Origin of the sequence: Bacillus sp. B15-48 (assembly GCF_016879755.1) — a bacterium.
Classification (GTDB): domain Bacteria; phylum Bacillota; class Bacilli; order Bacillales; family Cytobacillaceae; genus Mesobacillus_B.
This window is the reverse complement of the sequence record NZ_WOFU01000002.1, coordinates 353,725-370,662: the sequence shown is the minus strand read 5'-3', so window position 1 is coordinate 370,662 and position 16,938 is coordinate 353,725. Positions and strand designations below refer to the sequence as shown.

Annotated in this window: 17 protein-coding genes; 14 read left to right on the top strand and 3 right to left on the bottom strand. The window is 36.7% G+C overall.

Translation table 11 applies throughout. From position 1 onward, the window contains the following. Positions 1-3: 3 nt before the first annotated feature. The 9 genes from panD to GNT69_RS07280 all read left to right on the top strand — a co-directional run bounded on the left by panD (position 4) and on the right by GNT69_RS07280 (position 8,922). Positions 4-387 carry an aspartate 1-decarboxylase gene (gene panD, locus GNT69_RS07320; RefSeq protein WP_203554309.1) on the top strand — a complete coding sequence of 128 codons (384 nt, stop codon included), beginning with the start codon at positions 4-6 and terminating at the stop codon, positions 385-387. A gap of 119 nt (positions 388-506) precedes the next feature. Next, positions 507-3,305 carry an ATP-dependent DNA helicase DinG gene (gene dinG / locus GNT69_RS07315; protein ID WP_203554308.1) on the top strand — a complete coding sequence of 933 codons (2,799 nt, stop codon included), beginning with the start codon at positions 507-509 and terminating at the stop codon, positions 3,303-3,305. 255 nt (positions 3,306-3,560) lie between these two features. Continuing rightward, positions 3,561-3,731: a YpmA family protein gene (locus GNT69_RS07310; RefSeq protein ID WP_203554307.1), complete on the top strand. Its 171-nt coding sequence runs from the start codon at positions 3,561-3,563 to the stop codon at positions 3,729-3,731. 14 nt (positions 3,732-3,745) lie between these two features. Further along, positions 3,746-4,231: a cell wall elongation regulator TseB-like domain-containing protein gene (locus GNT69_RS07305; protein ID WP_203554306.1), complete on the top strand. Its 486-nt coding sequence runs from the start codon at positions 3,746-3,748 to the stop codon at positions 4,229-4,231. A gap of 38 nt (positions 4,232-4,269) precedes the next feature. Continuing rightward, positions 4,270-5,454 (top strand): aminotransferase class I/II-fold pyridoxal phosphate-dependent enzyme, encoded by a 1,185-nt coding sequence (locus GNT69_RS07300; protein ID WP_203554875.1) that lies wholly within the window; start codon positions 4,270-4,272, stop codon positions 5,452-5,454. Positions 5,455-5,526: 72 nt separating this feature from the next. Further along, entirely contained in the window at positions 5,527-6,819 is a 1,293-nt protein-coding gene (gene asnS / locus GNT69_RS07295; RefSeq protein WP_203554874.1) for an asparagine--tRNA ligase, read from the top strand. Positions 6,820-6,967: 148 nt separating this feature from the next. Beyond that, positions 6,968-7,678: a DnaD domain-containing protein gene (locus tag GNT69_RS07290; protein ID WP_203554305.1), complete on the top strand. Its 711-nt coding sequence runs from the start codon at positions 6,968-6,970 to the stop codon at positions 7,676-7,678. A gap of 69 nt (positions 7,679-7,747) precedes the next feature. Continuing rightward, positions 7,748-8,404 carry an endonuclease III gene (gene nth / locus GNT69_RS07285; protein ID WP_203554304.1) on the top strand — a complete coding sequence of 219 codons (657 nt, stop codon included), beginning with the start codon at positions 7,748-7,750 and terminating at the stop codon, positions 8,402-8,404. Next, positions 8,401-8,922 (top strand): YpoC family protein, encoded by a 522-nt coding sequence (locus GNT69_RS07280; RefSeq protein ID WP_203554303.1) that lies wholly within the window; start codon positions 8,401-8,403, stop codon positions 8,920-8,922. The genes nth and GNT69_RS07280 overlap by 4 nt, the downstream gene beginning before the upstream one ends. 53 nt (positions 8,923-8,975) lie before the next feature. On the opposite strand, the gene GNT69_RS07275 is transcribed toward GNT69_RS07280, so the two are convergent. Both GNT69_RS07275 and recU read right to left on the bottom strand, forming a co-directional pair. Next, positions 8,976-11,591, bottom strand: a complete 2,616-nt coding sequence (locus GNT69_RS07275) for a transglycosylase domain-containing protein (RefSeq protein ID WP_203554302.1) — start codon at positions 11,589-11,591, stop codon at positions 8,976-8,978. 33 nt (positions 11,592-11,624) lie between these two features. Beyond that, entirely contained in the window at positions 11,625-12,230 is a 606-nt protein-coding gene (gene recU / locus GNT69_RS07270; protein WP_203554301.1) for a Holliday junction resolvase RecU, read from the bottom strand. A gap of 111 nt (positions 12,231-12,341) precedes the next feature. On the opposite strand from recU, the gene GNT69_RS07265 reads away from it, so the two are divergent. From GNT69_RS07265 to GNT69_RS07255, 3 genes are all read left to right on the top strand, one after another. Beyond that, the gene (locus tag GNT69_RS07265; protein ID WP_203554300.1) at positions 12,342-13,340 is read left to right on the top strand and encodes a DUF2515 family protein; all 999 of its coding nucleotides are present in this window, start codon (positions 12,342-12,344) and stop codon (positions 13,338-13,340) included. A 326-nt stretch (positions 13,341-13,666) separates the two neighbouring features. Further along, a complete protein-coding gene (locus GNT69_RS07260) occupies positions 13,667-13,942 on the top strand; it encodes a hypothetical protein (protein WP_203554299.1) in 276 nt (91 codons plus the stop codon). Positions 13,943-14,009: 67 nt separating this feature from the next. Further along, positions 14,010-14,366, top strand: a complete 357-nt coding sequence (locus GNT69_RS07255; RefSeq protein WP_203554298.1) for a YppE family protein — start codon at positions 14,010-14,012, stop codon at positions 14,364-14,366. A gap of 61 nt (positions 14,367-14,427) precedes the next feature. Here GNT69_RS07255 and yppF read toward each other — a convergent pair whose 3' ends face one another. Next, positions 14,428-14,622, bottom strand: coding sequence for a YppF family protein (gene yppF / locus GNT69_RS07250; protein WP_203554297.1), 195 nt, complete (start codon positions 14,620-14,622; stop codon positions 14,428-14,430). 188 nt (positions 14,623-14,810) lie between these two features. Between yppF and GNT69_RS07245 the strand changes: the two genes are divergently transcribed. Then, complete coding sequence (locus GNT69_RS07245; RefSeq protein WP_203554296.1) at positions 14,811-15,368, top strand: YppG family protein; 558 nt, start codon at positions 14,811-14,813, stop codon at positions 15,366-15,368. Between the two features lie 254 nt (positions 15,369-15,622). After that, positions 15,623-16,918, top strand: a complete 1,296-nt coding sequence (gene hcp / locus GNT69_RS07240) for a hydroxylamine reductase (protein WP_203554295.1) — start codon at positions 15,623-15,625, stop codon at positions 16,916-16,918. Positions 16,919-16,938 lie beyond the last annotated feature (20 nt).

Here is a 16,938-nt window from a genome sequence, read left to right as displayed (position 1 = left end):
CAAATGTTTCGGACGATGATGAATGCTAAAATCCATCGCGCTCGTGTGACTGAAGCGAATTTAAATTATGTTGGCAGTATTACAATTGATACAGATATTCTTGATGCAGTTGGGTTGATTGCTAATGAAAAAGTGCAAATTGTTAATAATAATAATGGTGCCCGGTTTGAAACATACGTTATTCCCGGAGAACGGGGGAGCGGAGTAATCTGCCTTAACGGTGCTGCAGCACGCCTAGTTCAAGAAGGAGATACCGTTATTATTATTTCTTACGTCCTTGTATCTGAGGAGAGAGTAATTGACCATAAACCGAAAGTAGCGATTATGGATGAAGAAAATCGCATTGTTGAAATGCTTTACGCTGAGCCTGAAAAAACCGTTCTATGAGCTTCCGTTTTTACGGAAGCTTTTCCTATTTTTGTTTAGTGCTTTTCACTTAAGTTCAATACTTTTTTATTTTCCCTTTTTATGATACCGTTGTAGGATGAATACCTGAGGTGTTAGATATGGGAGATAAATTTATTGTTATTGATTTAGAAACGACTGGGAACTCACCTAAAAAGGGAGATCGGATTATTCAAATAGGGGCAGTTATCATTGAAGATGGGAAAATTTGCGGGAATTATACTTCACTTGTGAATCCTGAAAGGCCGATACCGGTTTTTATTGAGGAACTTACGGGTATTAAGGATGATATGGTTAAAGATGCGCCCGTCTTTAAAGAGATTGCTTCTGACATTATTCAGTTACTTGATGATTCTTTTTTCGTTGCGCATAATGTACTGTTTGACCTCGGTTTTCTTCAGGAAGAGCTCCAAAATGCAGGGTATGAAGGGTTTTATGGTTCTGTCCTAGACACGGTGGAACTTTCTAGAATTCTATTTCCAACTGCCGATGGTTATAAACTTTCTGATTTAGCGGCAAAAGAGGGAATCAATCATGACCGTCCTCATCAGGCAGATAGCGATGCCTATGTGACAGCTGAATTGTTGCTTATCATGCTTGAAAAAATCCATTCATTTCCATTGGTTACATTAAAAAATTTAACGAAGCTTTCAGCTAGTTTAAAAAGTGATATTTATTTACTCTTTGATGAAATCGTAAATATAAAAGCACAATCTTTTGAAAAGCAATCAGAAAGTCTAGATATCCACCGCGGCATTGCTCTAAAGAAAAACGGGCAGACTGAACTTGAATGGAATTTACATAACGAACCACTGGGTTATCCATTTCAAATGGAAGAAAAAGAACAGCTCTTAAAGAGAGGGTATTCTACCGTGGAGCGAAGATTAGGGCAAATGGAGATGATGGACGATGTTTATCATGCATTTGTCAATCAACAACATTGTTTGATCGAAGCCGGCACTGGAATCGGAAAAACTTTAGGATATTTAGTCCCGGCTGTATTCTATTCTAAGCTGAATCACAAAAGAGTGGTCATTTCGACATTTACAACACAGCTTCAGCAACAGCTTTTATTTAATGACCTCCCTAAATTATCGGCTATGATAGATTTTCCGATTAAAGCTTCCGTGCTAAAAGGGAAAAGTCATTATATAAATTTAGCAAGATTTGAAAAATCTTTACTTACAGAAGAAGATAATTATGATACGACATTGACCAAAATGCAAATCCTTGTATGGTTATTGGAAACGACTACAGGTGATGTTGATGAGCTTAATTTATCTAGTGGGGGTCAAGTGTATTGGGATAAGATTAAAAATGTTCCAGTCCGCTTTTCACAGATGAAGGAATGGGATTTTTATGACTTTTATATTAGAGCCTGTCAAGCTTCTAAAAATGCTGATTTAATTATTACAAACCACTCCATGCTATTAACCGATCATGTTGCAGAAAATCCATTTATTCCTGAATACGAGTATGTCGTGTTAGATGAGGCACATCATTTTGAAAGAACCGCAGGAAAAAGTTTTGGAAAAAAATTTAATTATGTTTCAATTCGAGTCCTTCTCAATCAGTTGGCTCAAATCGTACAAGGACAATTCTTTCAAAAAATAGAAAAGCTTGTGAGCAATACGAATAAAAACGTCTTACTTAAGTGTTCAATTAATCAGCTAAACCAATTAATTCATGACTTACAATTTGAGATGGATCAATTGTTTATGTCTCTAATTTCATATGCAAGGAAGCTGAATAAGAATCGTTCAGTGAATAGAATTCAAATGGTTCTCCATAATGATACTGTTGACAGTAGGAATATTTTTGGGAGTGCAGAACGCTTTATCTTCTTAGCGTATGATATTTGCTTAGGCTTTGAAGGTAGAATGGCTGAAGTTGAAAAACATCGAGATAGGTTAAGTCCAGAGGAAGAAAATACACTCGATGAAATAGTTGTTTTAATAAAAGAGATGGAGCAGGTCCGAAAGAATGCCCGTGAGATGTTTCTTATTCGAAGAAACGATGAAATTTTATGGATTGAAACGGATCTTCGGTCTGTTCAAAATATGACTACAGTCTATGCTAGGCCCCCATATGTTTCAGAACGCCTGAAAAAAGAGTTTTTTGCAAAGAAAAAAAGTGTCGTAATGACTTCTGCTACACTGACTGTTCAGGGGGCGTTCGATTTTATTAAGAGTGTCTTAGGATTACAAGGTATGGATGTTATTGAAAAACAGATTCCATCTCCTTTTCGTTATGAAGATCAAGTTCGGCTAATCGTTCCAGATGATTTACCAGATATTAAATCAGTGAGTGACACTGAATATACTATAGCCATTACCGAACATATTATTTCAATTGCGGAAGCAACAAAAGGAAGAATGCTTACTTTATTTACCTCGCATGAAATGTTGAAAAAGACATATGAACTAATAAAGGAGAGCGAACTGCTGGATGATTTTGTTCTTATTGCCCAAGGAATTACAACTGGCAGTAGAGGAAGGCTTATTCGTAATTTTCAACGATTTGAAAAAGCGATATTATTTGGTACAAGTAGTTTCTGGGAAGGGATTGATATTCCAGGGGAGGATTTATCTTGTCTTATTATTGTACGTCTTCCGTTTTCATCGCCAGAGGAACCGCTTTTTTCAACTAAGCGGGAACTTATACTAAAGCAGGGTGGGAACCCATTTTATGAACTCTCATTGCCAGAAGCTGTTTTAAGGTTTAAACAAGGATTTGGAAGACTTGTGCGATCATCAAATGATCGTGGTGTCATTTTTGTTTTTGATAGGAGAATTGTATCTGCTACTTATGGGAGTTCATTTTTGAATTCCATCCCTAATCTTCCTGTTAAAAAGGCATCGATTCAAGAAATCGTTTCTTTTCTTAACAAATGGCTTTAAAGAGTAAGAAAAATGTAAATTTGTTTAGGAATAAATTATAAAAAAAAGACTGCGCAAAGAGGACTGCGCAGAAAAAGATGTGTGTGAATCAGAAGAAAATTTTGTCGAAATTTATGCAAACCGTCATATCAACAATTACAAACAACTGTTATAATTGTTTTTATAAAAGTTAAGAATTTGTATTTATATTGTTTACTACATTGTTGATTGATATAAGTAACAAATTTTGTTGTTCCAAGAAGGAGGAAATGGGAGATGGAGAGCAAAATAGAAGTTCTTTCCACAGTTAAAATTCAGCAAAGTCCAGATTTATATAAAATCGTCGATGCATTAAACCGCACCTTGAAATATGAAAATTTAATGTTTGGACTATCGTTAGATCAACAGGATCATGATAAAGCCATTTTTACCATTTATCGAACATAAAGAGTGATACATATATGAAAAAATGGATTGTATTATTAACAATTGTGTTACTAGCTGTTGCTTCAGGCTTTGTAGCACTTTATTATAATGCCACTAAGCCACTTAGAGAAGCAGAAAAGATAGCAATTGAAATTGCTCAGCAGGATACGACTTTGATTGATATTCACGAATTCGATTTGTTTAATGGTGAAGAAACGTATTATGTATTAAAAGCTAAAAATAAAAATAATGAAGATGTTTATGTGTGGATTTCAGAGATCGATCACAAAATGTTAATAAAAACAGCAAACAGTGGTGTCAGTGAAGAAGAAGTGGTCAAAACTGTATACGCGGATCGTAACCCGGAAGAAATTATTGACGTACGTTTGGGAATTACTCGTATTCAAAAGACGAATCGGCCTGCTTGGGAAGTTTACTTTCGATCTAAAAACGGAAATATAAATTATTATTATGTTGATTTTGAAACAGGTGAAAAATTACGAGCAATAGATAATTTTTAATTAATACATAAATCACTATTGGAGGTATGACTGTGGAGATTCAATTAGCAAAAAGAGTAAGTGCCTTAACCCCATCAACAACTTTAGCTATTACCGCAAAGGCAAAGGAAATGAAAGCCCAAGGGTATGATGTCATAGGATTGGGAGCGGGGGAACCAGATTTTAATACCCCACAACATATTATCGATGCTGCGGTAAAATCAATGGAGGAAGGACATACAAAATATACTCCTTCTGGTGGTCTGCCGGTATTGAAAAAAGAAATAGCTGCTAAATTAAAACGAGATCAAGGTCTTGATTATGAACTAAATGAGGTTATTGTAACGATTGGTGCCAAACATGGTTTATATACTCTGTTTCAGGTTATCCTTGATGAAGGGGATGAAGTGATCATTCCGACTCCATACTGGGTCAGCTATCCTGAACAAGTGAAACTTGCAGGAGGTACCCCAGTCTATATTGAAGGGTCGGAGTCAAATGAGTTTAAAATTACGCCAGCACAACTTAAACAAGTAATTAATGAAAAAACGAAAGCGATTATTATCAACTCACCTAGTAATCCTACAGGAATGGTTTATTCGAAAGAGGAATTAAAGGAAATTGGGGATGTTTGTTTAGAACACGGAGTCCTTATCGTTTCCGATGAGATTTATGAAAAGCTATTGTACGCTGGTCAACGGCACACATCAATCGCGGAGCTCTCACCTGAACTTAAGAAGCAAACCATTATCATAAATGGAGTGTCCAAATCTCATTCTATGACTGGTTGGCGAATTGGATATGCGGCAGGTGACAGCCGGATTATTAAGGCGATGACAGATCTTGCCAGCCATAGCACTTCGAATCCAACATCAAATGCACAGTATGCAACGATTGCTGCTTATTCTGAAAGTCAAGAACCTGTTGAACAAATGCGGAAGGCATTTGAAGAACGGTTAGATATTATTCATGAAAAACTAATACAAATTCCAGGGATTAGCTGCATTAAACCACAAGGGGCATTTTATTTGTTTCCAAATGTTAAGAAGGCTGCAGAGCTTATCGGATGTAAAGATGTAGATGAGTTCGTTGAAAAACTCTTAACAGAAGTACAAGTTGCAGTTGTTCCAGGTTCTGGTTTCGGAGCACCGGAAAATATTCGCTTATCTTATGCAACCTCATTAGATATATTGGAAACTGCAATCGAGCGAATTAAAAATTTTGTTGAATCAAACCAAAAGTAATCAACAAAGCGGATTGCTGATTATTCAGCTATCCGCTCATTTTACTTCGTTTTATGGAGGGAACCATCAATGATTAAAACAACAATTATAGAAGTACATAAGTATGTAGATCAAGATGTAAAAATTGGGGTATGGGTTGCCAATAAACGATCAAGTGGGAAAATCGCCTTTTTACAACTTCGAGATGGGACAGGCTTTATTCAAGGTGTGGTTCCTAAGAGTGACGTAGACGAGGAAGTGTTTCAACTAGCTAAATCACTTACCCAAGAATCTTCTTTATATGTGATAGGTAGAGTTCAAAAAGATGATCGTTCTCCTCTTGGCTTTGAACTCCTAGTTTCACACATAGAAGTGATTCACCAAGCGGTCGATTATCCAATTACACCGAAAGAACATGGTACAGAGTTTTTAATGGACCATCGTCATTTATGGCTTCGTTCAAAACGCCAACATGCAGTTATGAAAGTTAGAAATGAAATTATTCGTGCTACATACGAATTCTTTAATAAAGAAGGATTTACTAAGGTAGACCCACCTATTTTGACTGGAAGTTCACCTGAAGGTGGGAGTGAATTATTCCATACTAAATATTTTGACGAGGATGCTTATCTTTCACAAAGTGGTCAACTCCATTTAGAAGCAGCAGCAATGGCATTAGGAAAAGTTTTTTCGTTTGGTCCTACTTTTCGGGCAGAAAAATCAAAAACAAGACGCCATTTAATTGAATTTTGGATGATTGAACCAGAGATGGCTTTTTATGAACATGATGAAAGTTTAAAGGTTCAAGAACAATATGTATCTTTTATTGTCCAATCAGTATTAAAAAATTGTCAAATTGAACTAAAAACTCTTGGTAGAGATGTAACAAAACTAGAAAAAATTCAAGCGCCTTTCCCGCGAATTACATATGATGAGGCGTTAAAATTTTTACATGAAAATGGTTTCTCAGATGTGAAATGGGGTGACGACTTTGGTGCTCCTCATGAAACGGCTATTGCTGAAAGTTATGATAAGCCAGTTTTTATTACGCATTACCCGACCACTTTAAAGCCATTCTATATGCAGCCAGATCCTGAGCGCCCTGAAGTTGTTTTATGCGCTGATTTAATCGCACCTGAGGGCTACGGAGAGATTATCGGAGGCTCAGAACGGATTAACGATTACGACCTCCTGAAACAACGTCTTGATGAGCATAATCTTGAATTTGAAACGTATAAATGGTATTTAGAATTAAGAAAATATGGATCAGTCCCTCATGCAGGATTTGGGCTTGGTTTAGAACGGACAGTTGCGTGGATCAGTGGCGTTGAGCATGTAAGAGAAACCATTCCATTCCCACGCTTATTAAATAGACTGTACCCTTAAAAATGTAAAATAGAAAAAAGCGCCTATTCAAATTACATTTGTATAGGTGCTTTTTTCAGTTAATTAAAACTAATTCTCCTCTTTAATCTTTTTGGATGCAGTTACTTGCTAGTTAAGTTCGTGTTATACTAAAAAGTGAGGTGTCTGTATGCAAAAAGTTGATTTTTTACAATGGCTCCGAGAAGGGAGCATTAATATTCCTGCAGTCTTATTAACAGAATACAAAAACATGCAGTTGACTGAACAAGAACTTGTTCTGCTACTTCACGTTATTTCTTTTTCAGAAAAAGGGAATGAATTTCCGACGCCCGTTGAACTCTCCGACCGAATGACAGTATCTGGATTTGAATGCACAGATATGTTACGAACGCTCATTCAAAAAGGTTTTATAGAAATCATTGAAGGGTACTCTTCAGAAGGGATCCGATTTGAAAGGTATTCTCTTGAACCGTTGTGGGAAAAAGTGATTCAACAGTTTATGCAAAGCCGTAAACAAGAAAAGGTTCAAGCTAGACAAGAAGAAGAGACCGATTTATATACTTGTTTTGAAAATGAATTTGGTAGGCCTTTATCTCCATTTGAATGTGAAACATTAGCGATGTGGATGGATGATGATCAACATGACCCGCTCATTATTAAAGCAGCCCTACGTGAGGCAGTTATCTCTGGGAAACTTAACTTTCGTTATATTGACCGTATTTTATTTGAGTGGAAGAAAAATGGAATTAAAACAATTGAGCAGGCGAAAAGCTATGGAAGAAAATTTAGACAGAACCAAGGACAAACATCAAAGGCTGTCCAACAGGAAAAAAGAGTTCAATCTAGGCCAGTGCCATTTTATAATTGGTTAGAACAGTAAAATTTTAAAATCTACGAACGAGAGATGCTCTCGTTCTTTATTGATTAAAAGAAAAACAGGTGGAAATTTATGCTGAATAAAAGTCAAATCCGTCAATGTCTAGATGAAATGGGACGGATGTTTCCTGATGCACATTGTGAATTGAATCATTCTAATCCGTTTGAGCTGGTTATTGCTGTCGCCTTATCAGCTCAATGTACAGATGTATTAGTAAATAAAGTAACGAAAAATCTCTTTCAAAAATATAAAACACCAGAAGACTATTTAAACGTAACGCTTGAAGAACTTCAAAATGATATAAGGTCGATTGGACTTTTCCGAAATAAAGCGAAAAATATTCAAAAATTATGTCGTTTGTTGCTTGATGAGTATAAAGGTGTTGTGCCAAACGATCGCGATGAGTTAACAAAGCTTCCAGGAGTTGGGAGAAAAACGGCAAATGTTGTTGTTTCCGTTGCATTTGGGGAACCGGCAATCGCGGTGGATACACATGTCGAACGTGTTAGTAAGCGACTTGGTATTTGTAGATGGAAGGACTCTGTACTAGAAGTAGAGAAGACATTAATGAAAAAGGTGCCGAAAGAGGAGTGGTCAGTCACGCACCATCGGATGATTTTTTTTGGACGTTACCACTGTAAAGCCCAAAATCCTCAATGTGGAGATTGCCCGTTACTTGAACTTTGTCGGGAAGGGCAAAAGCGGATGAGGGCGAAGGAAAAACAATGAATAGAAACACAATCCCAATTCACAAGAAACTAAAAAATCCACATTACTTGTCGGAAGAAGAAATTGAATGGATGGAGGAGTATTCCTCTCATTTTCAGCTACAAAAACCATTCATTCATGAAATCGGTTTTTACGCAGGGCTCCCTGGAATAAAACCATGGGAGGAGTCCGAAAAAGTAATCCCTATTTTGCTGACTGAATGGAGAAATGTAAGAAAAGAATTGGAGGAACTTTTTGCTCGGCGAGACTGTAAGAGGATATCGGCTAAGATGAAGCAAGGAATTTGTTTGATTTTGCAATTTTTGTTTTGGACGAATAAAGTCCCTGTTCAGTTTCCGTTGGATGATGTGAAGCATTTTAAAGTAAAGCCAATGAATTTTCTAGACCGATTGGAGTTTATCTTATCGAAACCTACTCTTTATCATTCTTTTGTACAACTAAATGAACTCATGATTGAACAAGAAAAGCATTATGCGAAATTAATGCTTCAAAATAGGAGAAAAGACGTCAAGGAATAAGTTCCTGACGTCTTTTCATTTATCCCGGGCAACAAACGATTTGAAGTTTCGCTTTATGATTCGCTCTCGCCACTGTCATTGCTATTTTCACTGCGATTTCCATTTATTGTTGGGGATGATCCGTCCTCATTTCCTTCCACGTCCTGTCCTTCATCATTTGTAGAAGGGTCATTATTTCCTCCTCTATTTTCCTCACGGTTTCCGTTGCCATTACCATTATCAGAGTTATTATTTCCATTCCCGTTTCCATTATTGTTTCCGTTGTTATTCTCCGCGTCCTCCTCGATGGGCGTTGCTTCTTCTTCTGTTTCTAAGGATGGAATTTGGATTGTCGTACTAGCAGGATCACTACGTTGGCCATCAGAGATAGCGACTACCTTAAACGAATAGGTACCACCAGGTTCAGGGTTAGCAATGACCAATCCCATATCAGTCGTCGTTTTTAATTGTTGTTCTGAGCCGCCGTTTAGAGAGGCGCTTACCTCAAAAGAAACATCTTCGTTAGCAGAATATTTCCAACTTAGGGTAATTTCATTTGTTTCTTCATTAAATGCTGCCGATAAATTTTCTGGTCCTTTTAGCTTTTCAAATTTAGTTGACGTTTCAGAAGGTAGATTTCCTTTAACTGCATATTCATATAAAATTTGTTCTTTAGGAGTAAAATTACTAGCAAGTTTTGCTGGAAAAGATCCTTTTTCTATCGCCACTCTGACTACGCTATTTGGCATTTTATAATCAGGGGTATCGATCCCCTCAGATACTTTTGAAACAATATTTCTAAATAAAATTTGTGGGATTTTCTGTTGATAACCATCAGACAGCAAAGCTTTATCACGGTATTCATACCCTGTCCATATAGCAGCTGTATATTTAGTTGTATATCCGACAAACCATGAGTCAGGGACTGCTCCATTTGGAATATTCCATTTTTGCCTTTCATCATCTGTATAATTGGTTGTACCTGTTTTTCCAGCAACAGGGAGATTTCTTATATTTGCCTCAGTCCCAGTCCCGCTCGTTACTGCCGTTTTTAACATATCAGTAATCATAAAGGCAGTATAATCATTCATCGCCACTTTCGTTTCGGGAGACAAATCAATTTCTGTTTTGTCACGTAGGACGATTTTTTTTACGACATGTGGTTCTGTATAAAATCCGTTATTTCCAAATGCTGCAAAGGCACCAGCCATATTTAATGGAGACATCTCGTATGAACCTAAAGCAGCCGATTCGGTTATTGGATCTGGCAAAAGATCTCCTAGCCCCAAGTTAACGGCAAAATCACGAGCTTTATCAAGACCTACCTGTTGCAATGCTTGCAACGCTGGAATATTTCTTGATTTAGCCAACGCAGTTCTCATTGTCATTGGACCTTCATATCGATTGTTCCAGTTTGATATAGGCTGCCCATTTGAATATTGATAAGGTTTATCTTCAAGCATATGATAAGTACCCCAATTTAAATATTCAATTGCAGGACCATAATCAAGGACTGGTTTAATGGTTGAACCAGTCTGCCTCTTTAAATCCGTTGCATAGTTCCATCCACGTTGTCCTTCACGGTTACGTCCACCACCAATTGCTCGGACCTCTCCAGTCTGAGTATCTAAAAGCACGATTCCCGCCTCGACTTCATCGTTTGGATAGTTAATCACTTCGTTTGTATTTAAGGACGTTTCTACATATTTTTGGGCGTCCGGGTCTAATGTTGTATAGATTTCCAATCCGTCGGAAAAAATATCAAAATCACCATGCTTTTCTACTTCATCGATGACGAGATCAATAAAAGCATCATATGGTTGTTCCTTCCGTTTTTCTCGTTCTTCATCAAGAACCAATGAGGGAGTCACTGGGATTGCTTGCGCTGCTTTCATCTCTTCTTCGGAAATAAAGCCATGTTGATGCATTAATGATAAGACGGTGTTGCGTCGTTGTTCGGCCCTTTCAGGGTTTGTGAAAGGGTTGTAGTTATTTGGACTTTGGGGGATGCCGGCAAGTAAGGCAGCTTCATGTAACTCTACATCTTTAATTTCTTTCCCAAAGTACACTTTTGCGGCAGTTCCGATTCCACGGCTGCTCTCTGACATGAAGATTTTATTGAAATACATTTCAAAAATTTCTTCTTTTGTGTATTTTCGTTCGAGTTGGAAGGCGAGCCAAGCTTCCTGAGCTTTTCGATCTAACGTTTTATCAAAGGATAGGAAATAATTTTTTACAACCTGTTGGGTAATCGTACTTGCACCTTGTGCACCGAAGCCGTCTGTTATATTGGCGATGACTGCTCCTACAAGGCGAATGGGATCCAAGCCGTTATGTTCATAAAACCTCACATCTTCTGTAGCGATGACTGCGTTTTCTACAATTTTTGGAATATCATCATATTCAATATAGACACGATTCTCAGTATACAATTGGGTAATAAATTCCCCATTCATATCATAAATATTGGACGTTATCGGATCTTTAAGCATTGCCTCATCGAGTTCTGGTACATCGCGAACCATAAATGCAAAAGTAGAAGCACCTGCAATAATGCTTATAATTCCAAAAATAATCAACCCGAGAAATACTTTTTTAAAAATCTCTCTTGATGACCTCTGCTTTTTCGTTCTTTTTTTATCTGTACGCTTTCTATTGCGCTCCTCTCGTGTCTGAGGTTTATCTGTCATGTCGTTTCCATCCTTTCTAACAAAACGATATATCTAGCTAAGATTATAAAGATCATTTATTACTTTAATATAGTCAATTCTAGGTCGGAAACCAAGTTTTATCTGATAACCATTCGTTTCGATTTCTTTCTTTGTGATTGACTTTCGTCCACCATCCTCCATTCTTTCCCAAAATTGAATCAAATTCTCAGCCTTAAGAAAATAGACTTCTTCTAGTGTAGTAAAACGGAGAATAACAAAGCATATTCCCTCGTGTTTTAAAACATCTTTCATATGGTTTATTTGATGAACGTGGAAGTTTTTTAAAGGAAAGGAACTAGTAAACTTGGTCTCTTTTGCTTCAAAATCAACGTATTTCCCTTTATAAATGCCATTATAATCTGTTGTTGAAGCTTGCTTAAAATAAGCTTCTTTAATTACTGCCGCACTCCTTTTCGGATAATCGACATTTACGATTTGAACAGGAGTGGGCTTTTTATGGACGACAGCAATTTTGTAGTCGAGATAAAACTTGTTTGTTTCATTTAAGTCCTCCTCTAAAGTCATCCCCCGGTTGCTATATGTCGTATTTTTAATTTTATTAATCGATATAGCTTCTTTTCGGATAAATTTCCTGCCATTTGGATAATGAAAATTCATTTTACCACCTCACAAACTAATACATATCATATCAAAGATTCATTTATTCTGGTTGAATAAAAAGTCTTATTTAAGAAATCCTATAGCTAAAAAGTGTGGAGGTTTGGCAACGTGGGAAACTGGCGCAAATTAAGCAAGTTGAAAAGGACAGTTGCAGAGGAGAGCCTCCTTCTAACGATTCGATCGCAAACAAATAAACAAAACGTCGATAACATTTCTAGAACAATAGCTTATTTCGATTTCTACTTAAAATACCCAGAAGTTCCTTGGTCTTTTTTAGCGAGCATGGTATCACGGAATGCTGGCTACAATATGTGTGATCTTGAAGGAATGTGGTTTCCAAAAATCATGGAGCGTGACACGCGCGAGTTATTTTTTAAAACTTATGAACGAGCAAATTGGACGATTTTCCATGATGCATACCCACAGCTTTTGCTCTACCATTATTCGACGAAAAAAGGACAACCAATGTTTCACCTTTTATCAGAGTTTAATGTTTCCTCATTCATGGAATTAGAGTGGAATTACTTTTGGAGGTACCGAGATTCCGAGAGGCTTATGATTGCTTTAATTGTTAATGAACAAAATGTTATTCACAACACAGTGATTGAGTATGGAGAATATCAAAAGAAAGTTTTTCATTCATTGAAATTTTTATTTCAAGACCTATTTCATTTCAGTGCAGTACTTCTTCCGACAATAGAAGGAGATCTTTATGGTGCCAGTGTGAATGGTTTCAGGTCCGTGCATAAACGAATCCACTTAGGGAAAAAAATTGCCTCGATTTTATTTCATCCAAAACTATATCCTGAATTTTTACAGTTCGCAATGATTACAGAACATACAGGCTCTAGAATTGATTATGAACAATATTTTTCGTATAAAAAGAAACGTGAGACACCATTTTTAAGATGGACTTTTCCAGTTGTAAATCATCATTATCGACTACAAAAAGATTGGTATCAAGTGCGGAAATTTCATGAAGATTGGATGAGCCCTTACGCTTTAAATCTTAACCCGGTACACATAACAGATTGGTTTTTACATAAACAAAAGCAGCTGCAGACGATCATAACCATTAAAGAATTTTTAACCACGGGAAAAATATAAAAAGCAAGGGAATCCCCTTGCTTTTTAAGTTGAAGGTCTATCTGGACCTTCAAGTTTTTTGTCACCATAACCTGCTTTTCTCTCTTCTAAATGTTTCGGCTGAGATTTGTTTGTCTTTTTTTTATTTTTCACAATAACACCTCCGATTCATAGTTTGTTCAAATTCCATTTTTTCATTCGGTTAATTCTTGCAACAGCTTAGCTATAAAATAGATTGGAGTATTTCCACTTTCTTTGGCGAATTCCTTCTAGTTTTGTCAAGTGTACAGGAGCTTTAATAAAAAAGGCGAATTACACTAATAATCAAAATGAAGGAGGTTGCAAAAATGAAAGACACAGGAATAAAAAAAGATGAGATTATGAAATTGCTCACCGATATGAACACTCAGCTTGAAAATATCGAAGCTGATATGCACTCCTCAATGGTAAAGGTTCAGAAGGACTGGTATCAATTACAAGTATCCAAATTAGAGACTTGTGGAGAGAAATTGAAGGCTTTAGAAAATAAAATTTCTCAAAATGAAGAAAGATTAGATGATGGTCAAATGAATTATCAATTAAAAAAAGTCTCTTCACTTGAACTTGGGTATGAATATAACTAAAGTATATTTTAAGTAACAAGTAGCTAATAAAGGCTACTTTTATTTTTTTAAGGAGGGATAGCGATAAATGAATGAAGAGATTTTGAAGTTGACCAATTCATTATTATCAGATGTAGAATTTTTAATAACGAGATTCGAACAGACAAAGGTTACAGGAAAACAAGGTGATTTCCATTCAGAAGTAAAACCCTTTGCAGATGCAATGAAAATTAAAGTTGAAGAATGGCAAGACAAGGCTGTATTATGGTTGATTCAACATCCGCAACGAACGCTTCATTCCCAACAGATTGAATCGACAGCAGAGAACCTAGAAATGGTTTCTACTCAGGCCTTCTTTCCTAGTACGAGTCGAAAGCGATTTATTGATACGACTCGTTCGATAAATTATGTTTTAAAATGTTTAAAAGAAGGGGTAGAAGGATAAATAGCTGATGATGGTATATAAATTTAAAAGTCGCAAAAAAAATACCCCTTTATAGGGGCAATTATGAAAATTGCTCAACTTCTTCAGGGATGAAGGCTCCTTGTAGTTCAAGTTCACGTACCAGTTTTCGATATTGATTGAAGGAAATTTCATTTTGTACATATGCTCTTTTTGCAAAATCTAGTAATTCATTCACGTGATTAGGAGTATACTCCTTTATTTGCTTAAACATCCCATTTAATTCCTGTACTGTCATGATATTTCCTCCCTTATCCTTTTCACTTATTTTAGCATGAATTCCTTATTGTTCATTATTTTTTCAAAAATGAGAATTCAGACAATTTCCTCCACCATTAGACAAAATCCTAAAAGACGGTTCTTTTCACCTTCTGGGCATAGAGAACATAAACTGTCTTAGGAAATGTATGAGGAGGATGTTCGCCTATGTTTGGCCGAAAAAGAAAAATGCCAAGTTCCTTTCCCTATGCAAATGGCCCCATATCAACGAATTATCAATTGATTGCTAATAATTATATGGCTAGGGCTATGCCTCATCAGCAAAACCCCTCTTTCCGTCAGGCCCCCTACCATCCATATTGGAATGGAATGACAGGGAATGCCGCAGGTCTGACATCGCCATTTTATTCACAGGCAAATGGATTTATGCCAATGGAACAAACATGGAAAGGCGGATCTGGTGGGTATGGCCAAAAACCAAATGTTTCGCAGCTATTATTTGAAAACCCGCTTCAACCTCAAACAGAAAATCTTTATGGGGGATACTATCCACAAAATACGTCATTTCAAAGTATGAATCCGTATCCACACCAAGCTTACTTACCTAAAAAAACGAATGGGTTTCATTCTGTAATAAATTCATTTAAAAATCAAGATGGAAATATGGATGTTAATAAGATGATTGATACTGCCGGACAAATGATGAATGCTGTTACACAAGTATCTACAATGGTGAAAGGTCTGGGGGGAATTTTTAAAGCATAGAGGCTAAAATAATAGAATTAAATCGCCTTATTTAGGTCAATCAAACGCAAATAGTCGCATATGAGGTGGCAGACGAATGATGAGTAATGATGTCATTAAACGTCTGCATTTTTTATTCATTCATAATTTGGTCATAAAATTGTGAACGTTTTTTGACGGCGTCTAATTATGTGATTTAAATCACGCTGCTACGTTTTGAAGAAATGTATATTGATAACAGAAAACAGAAAAAATTGCAGAAAAGAGGTTATTCAATGTTTTGTTATCAATGTGAACAAACACCATCTGGAGGCTGTAAAGTCATTGGTGTTTGCGGTAAGGATGAAACAATAGCTAGTCTCCAAGATACGATTATTTTTGCTTTAAAGGGGATTGCTGCTTATCGAACACATGCAAACCAACTAGGCTTTACTGATCCATTCGTAGATGCTACGACACATGAAGCCCTTTATATGACACTAACAAATTCGAATTTTAACGTTCAAGAGCATATTGATATGGCGATGAAAGTAGGGAAATCAGCAGTTAGAGTAATGGAGTTGCTCGATGAAGCTCATACAAAACGACTTGGTATTCCTGAGCCAATTAAAGTAAGTCAAAATAAAATTGAAGGCAAAACAATTGTTGTCACTGGTCATAACCTATTTGCTCTTGAAGAGCTGTTAAAGCAAACTGAGGGGAAAGGGATTAATATCTATACACACTCAGAAATGCTTCCTGCCCATGGATACCCAGCCTTAAAGAAATATTCTCATTTAAAAGGGAATATTGGTAAGGCTTGGTATGACCAGCGCCGTTTATTTGAAAAGTTCCCAGGTGCAATATTAGCGACAACAAACTGCGTAATGCCAATTAAAGGATCCTATGCTGATCGTATGTTCTCTTACGAGGTAGCAGGATTAGAAAACGTTCAAAAAATTGAAAACGAGGACTTCTCAGCGCTTATTAACCGTGCACTAGAACTTCCAGAAGCAAATATCGAGTCTGATGAAACATTAATAACCGGCTTCCATCATGAAACAGTGCTTGGGCTAGCACCAGAAGTAATTGATGCTGTTAAAGCTGGTAAGATAAAGCGTTTCTTTGTTATTGCTGGTTGCGATGCACCAGGAAAAGGTGGCGAATATTACCGTGAATTAGCAACTTCCCTACCACCTGAGGCAGTGATTTTAACAACGTCTTGCGGAAAGTTCCGCTTTAATGATGTAGATTACGGAACGGTACCAGGAACAGATATCCCTAGATATATTGACTTAGGGCAATGTAACAACTCTGTTTCAACCGTTAAAATAGCTGCTGCCTTGGCAGATGCATTTGATTGCCCTATAAATGAACTTCCAGTAAGTATCGTTCTTTCTTGGTTTGAACAAAAAGCTGTAGCCATTTTATTAGGATTGTTTAGCCTTGGCATTCAAGATATCCGTATCGGGCCTAAACCACCTGAATTTATTTCAGAGGGCGTAATGACTGTTCTTCAAGAGGCATTTAACTTGAAGTTAATTACAACGCCTCAAGAAGATTTGAAAGCGATGATGGAAACAAAAGCTTAACAGGAAACGAACCCGCTATC

What these genes read in the sequence shown, in the direction of transcription:
- panD (WP_203554309.1), top strand. Translation starts at nt 4, where the DNA reads ATGTTTCGGACGATGATGAATGCTAAAATCCATCGCGCTCGTGTGACT.
- dinG (WP_203554308.1), top strand. Translation starts at nt 507, where the DNA reads ATGGGAGATAAATTTATTGTTATTGATTTAGAAACGACTGGGAACTCA.
- GNT69_RS07310 (WP_203554307.1), top strand. Translation starts at nt 3,561, where the DNA reads ATGGAGAGCAAAATAGAAGTTCTTTCCACAGTTAAAATTCAGCAAAGT.
- GNT69_RS07305 (WP_203554306.1), top strand. Translation starts at nt 3,746, where the DNA reads ATGAAAAAATGGATTGTATTATTAACAATTGTGTTACTAGCTGTTGCT.
- GNT69_RS07290 (WP_203554305.1), top strand. Translation starts at nt 6,968, where the DNA reads ATGCAAAAAGTTGATTTTTTACAATGGCTCCGAGAAGGGAGCATTAAT.
- nth (WP_203554304.1), top strand. Translation starts at nt 7,748, where the DNA reads ATGCTGAATAAAAGTCAAATCCGTCAATGTCTAGATGAAATGGGACGG.
- GNT69_RS07280 (WP_203554303.1), top strand. Translation starts at nt 8,401, where the DNA reads ATGAATAGAAACACAATCCCAATTCACAAGAAACTAAAAAATCCACAT.
- GNT69_RS07275 (WP_203554302.1), bottom strand. Translation starts at nt 11,591, where the DNA reads ATGACAGATAAACCTCAGACACGAGAGGAGCGCAATAGAAAGCGTACA.
- recU (WP_203554301.1), bottom strand. Translation starts at nt 12,230, where the DNA reads ATGAATTTTCATTATCCAAATGGCAGGAAATTTATCCGAAAAGAAGCT.
- GNT69_RS07260 (WP_203554299.1), top strand. Translation starts at nt 13,667, where the DNA reads ATGAAAGACACAGGAATAAAAAAAGATGAGATTATGAAATTGCTCACC.
- GNT69_RS07255 (WP_203554298.1), top strand. Translation starts at nt 14,010, where the DNA reads ATGAATGAAGAGATTTTGAAGTTGACCAATTCATTATTATCAGATGTA.
- yppF (WP_203554297.1), bottom strand. Translation starts at nt 14,622, where the DNA reads ATGACAGTACAGGAATTAAATGGGATGTTTAAGCAAATAAAGGAGTAT.
- GNT69_RS07245 (WP_203554296.1), top strand. Translation starts at nt 14,811, where the DNA reads ATGTTTGGCCGAAAAAGAAAAATGCCAAGTTCCTTTCCCTATGCAAAT.
- hcp (WP_203554295.1), top strand. Translation starts at nt 15,623, where the DNA reads ATGTTTTGTTATCAATGTGAACAAACACCATCTGGAGGCTGTAAAGTC.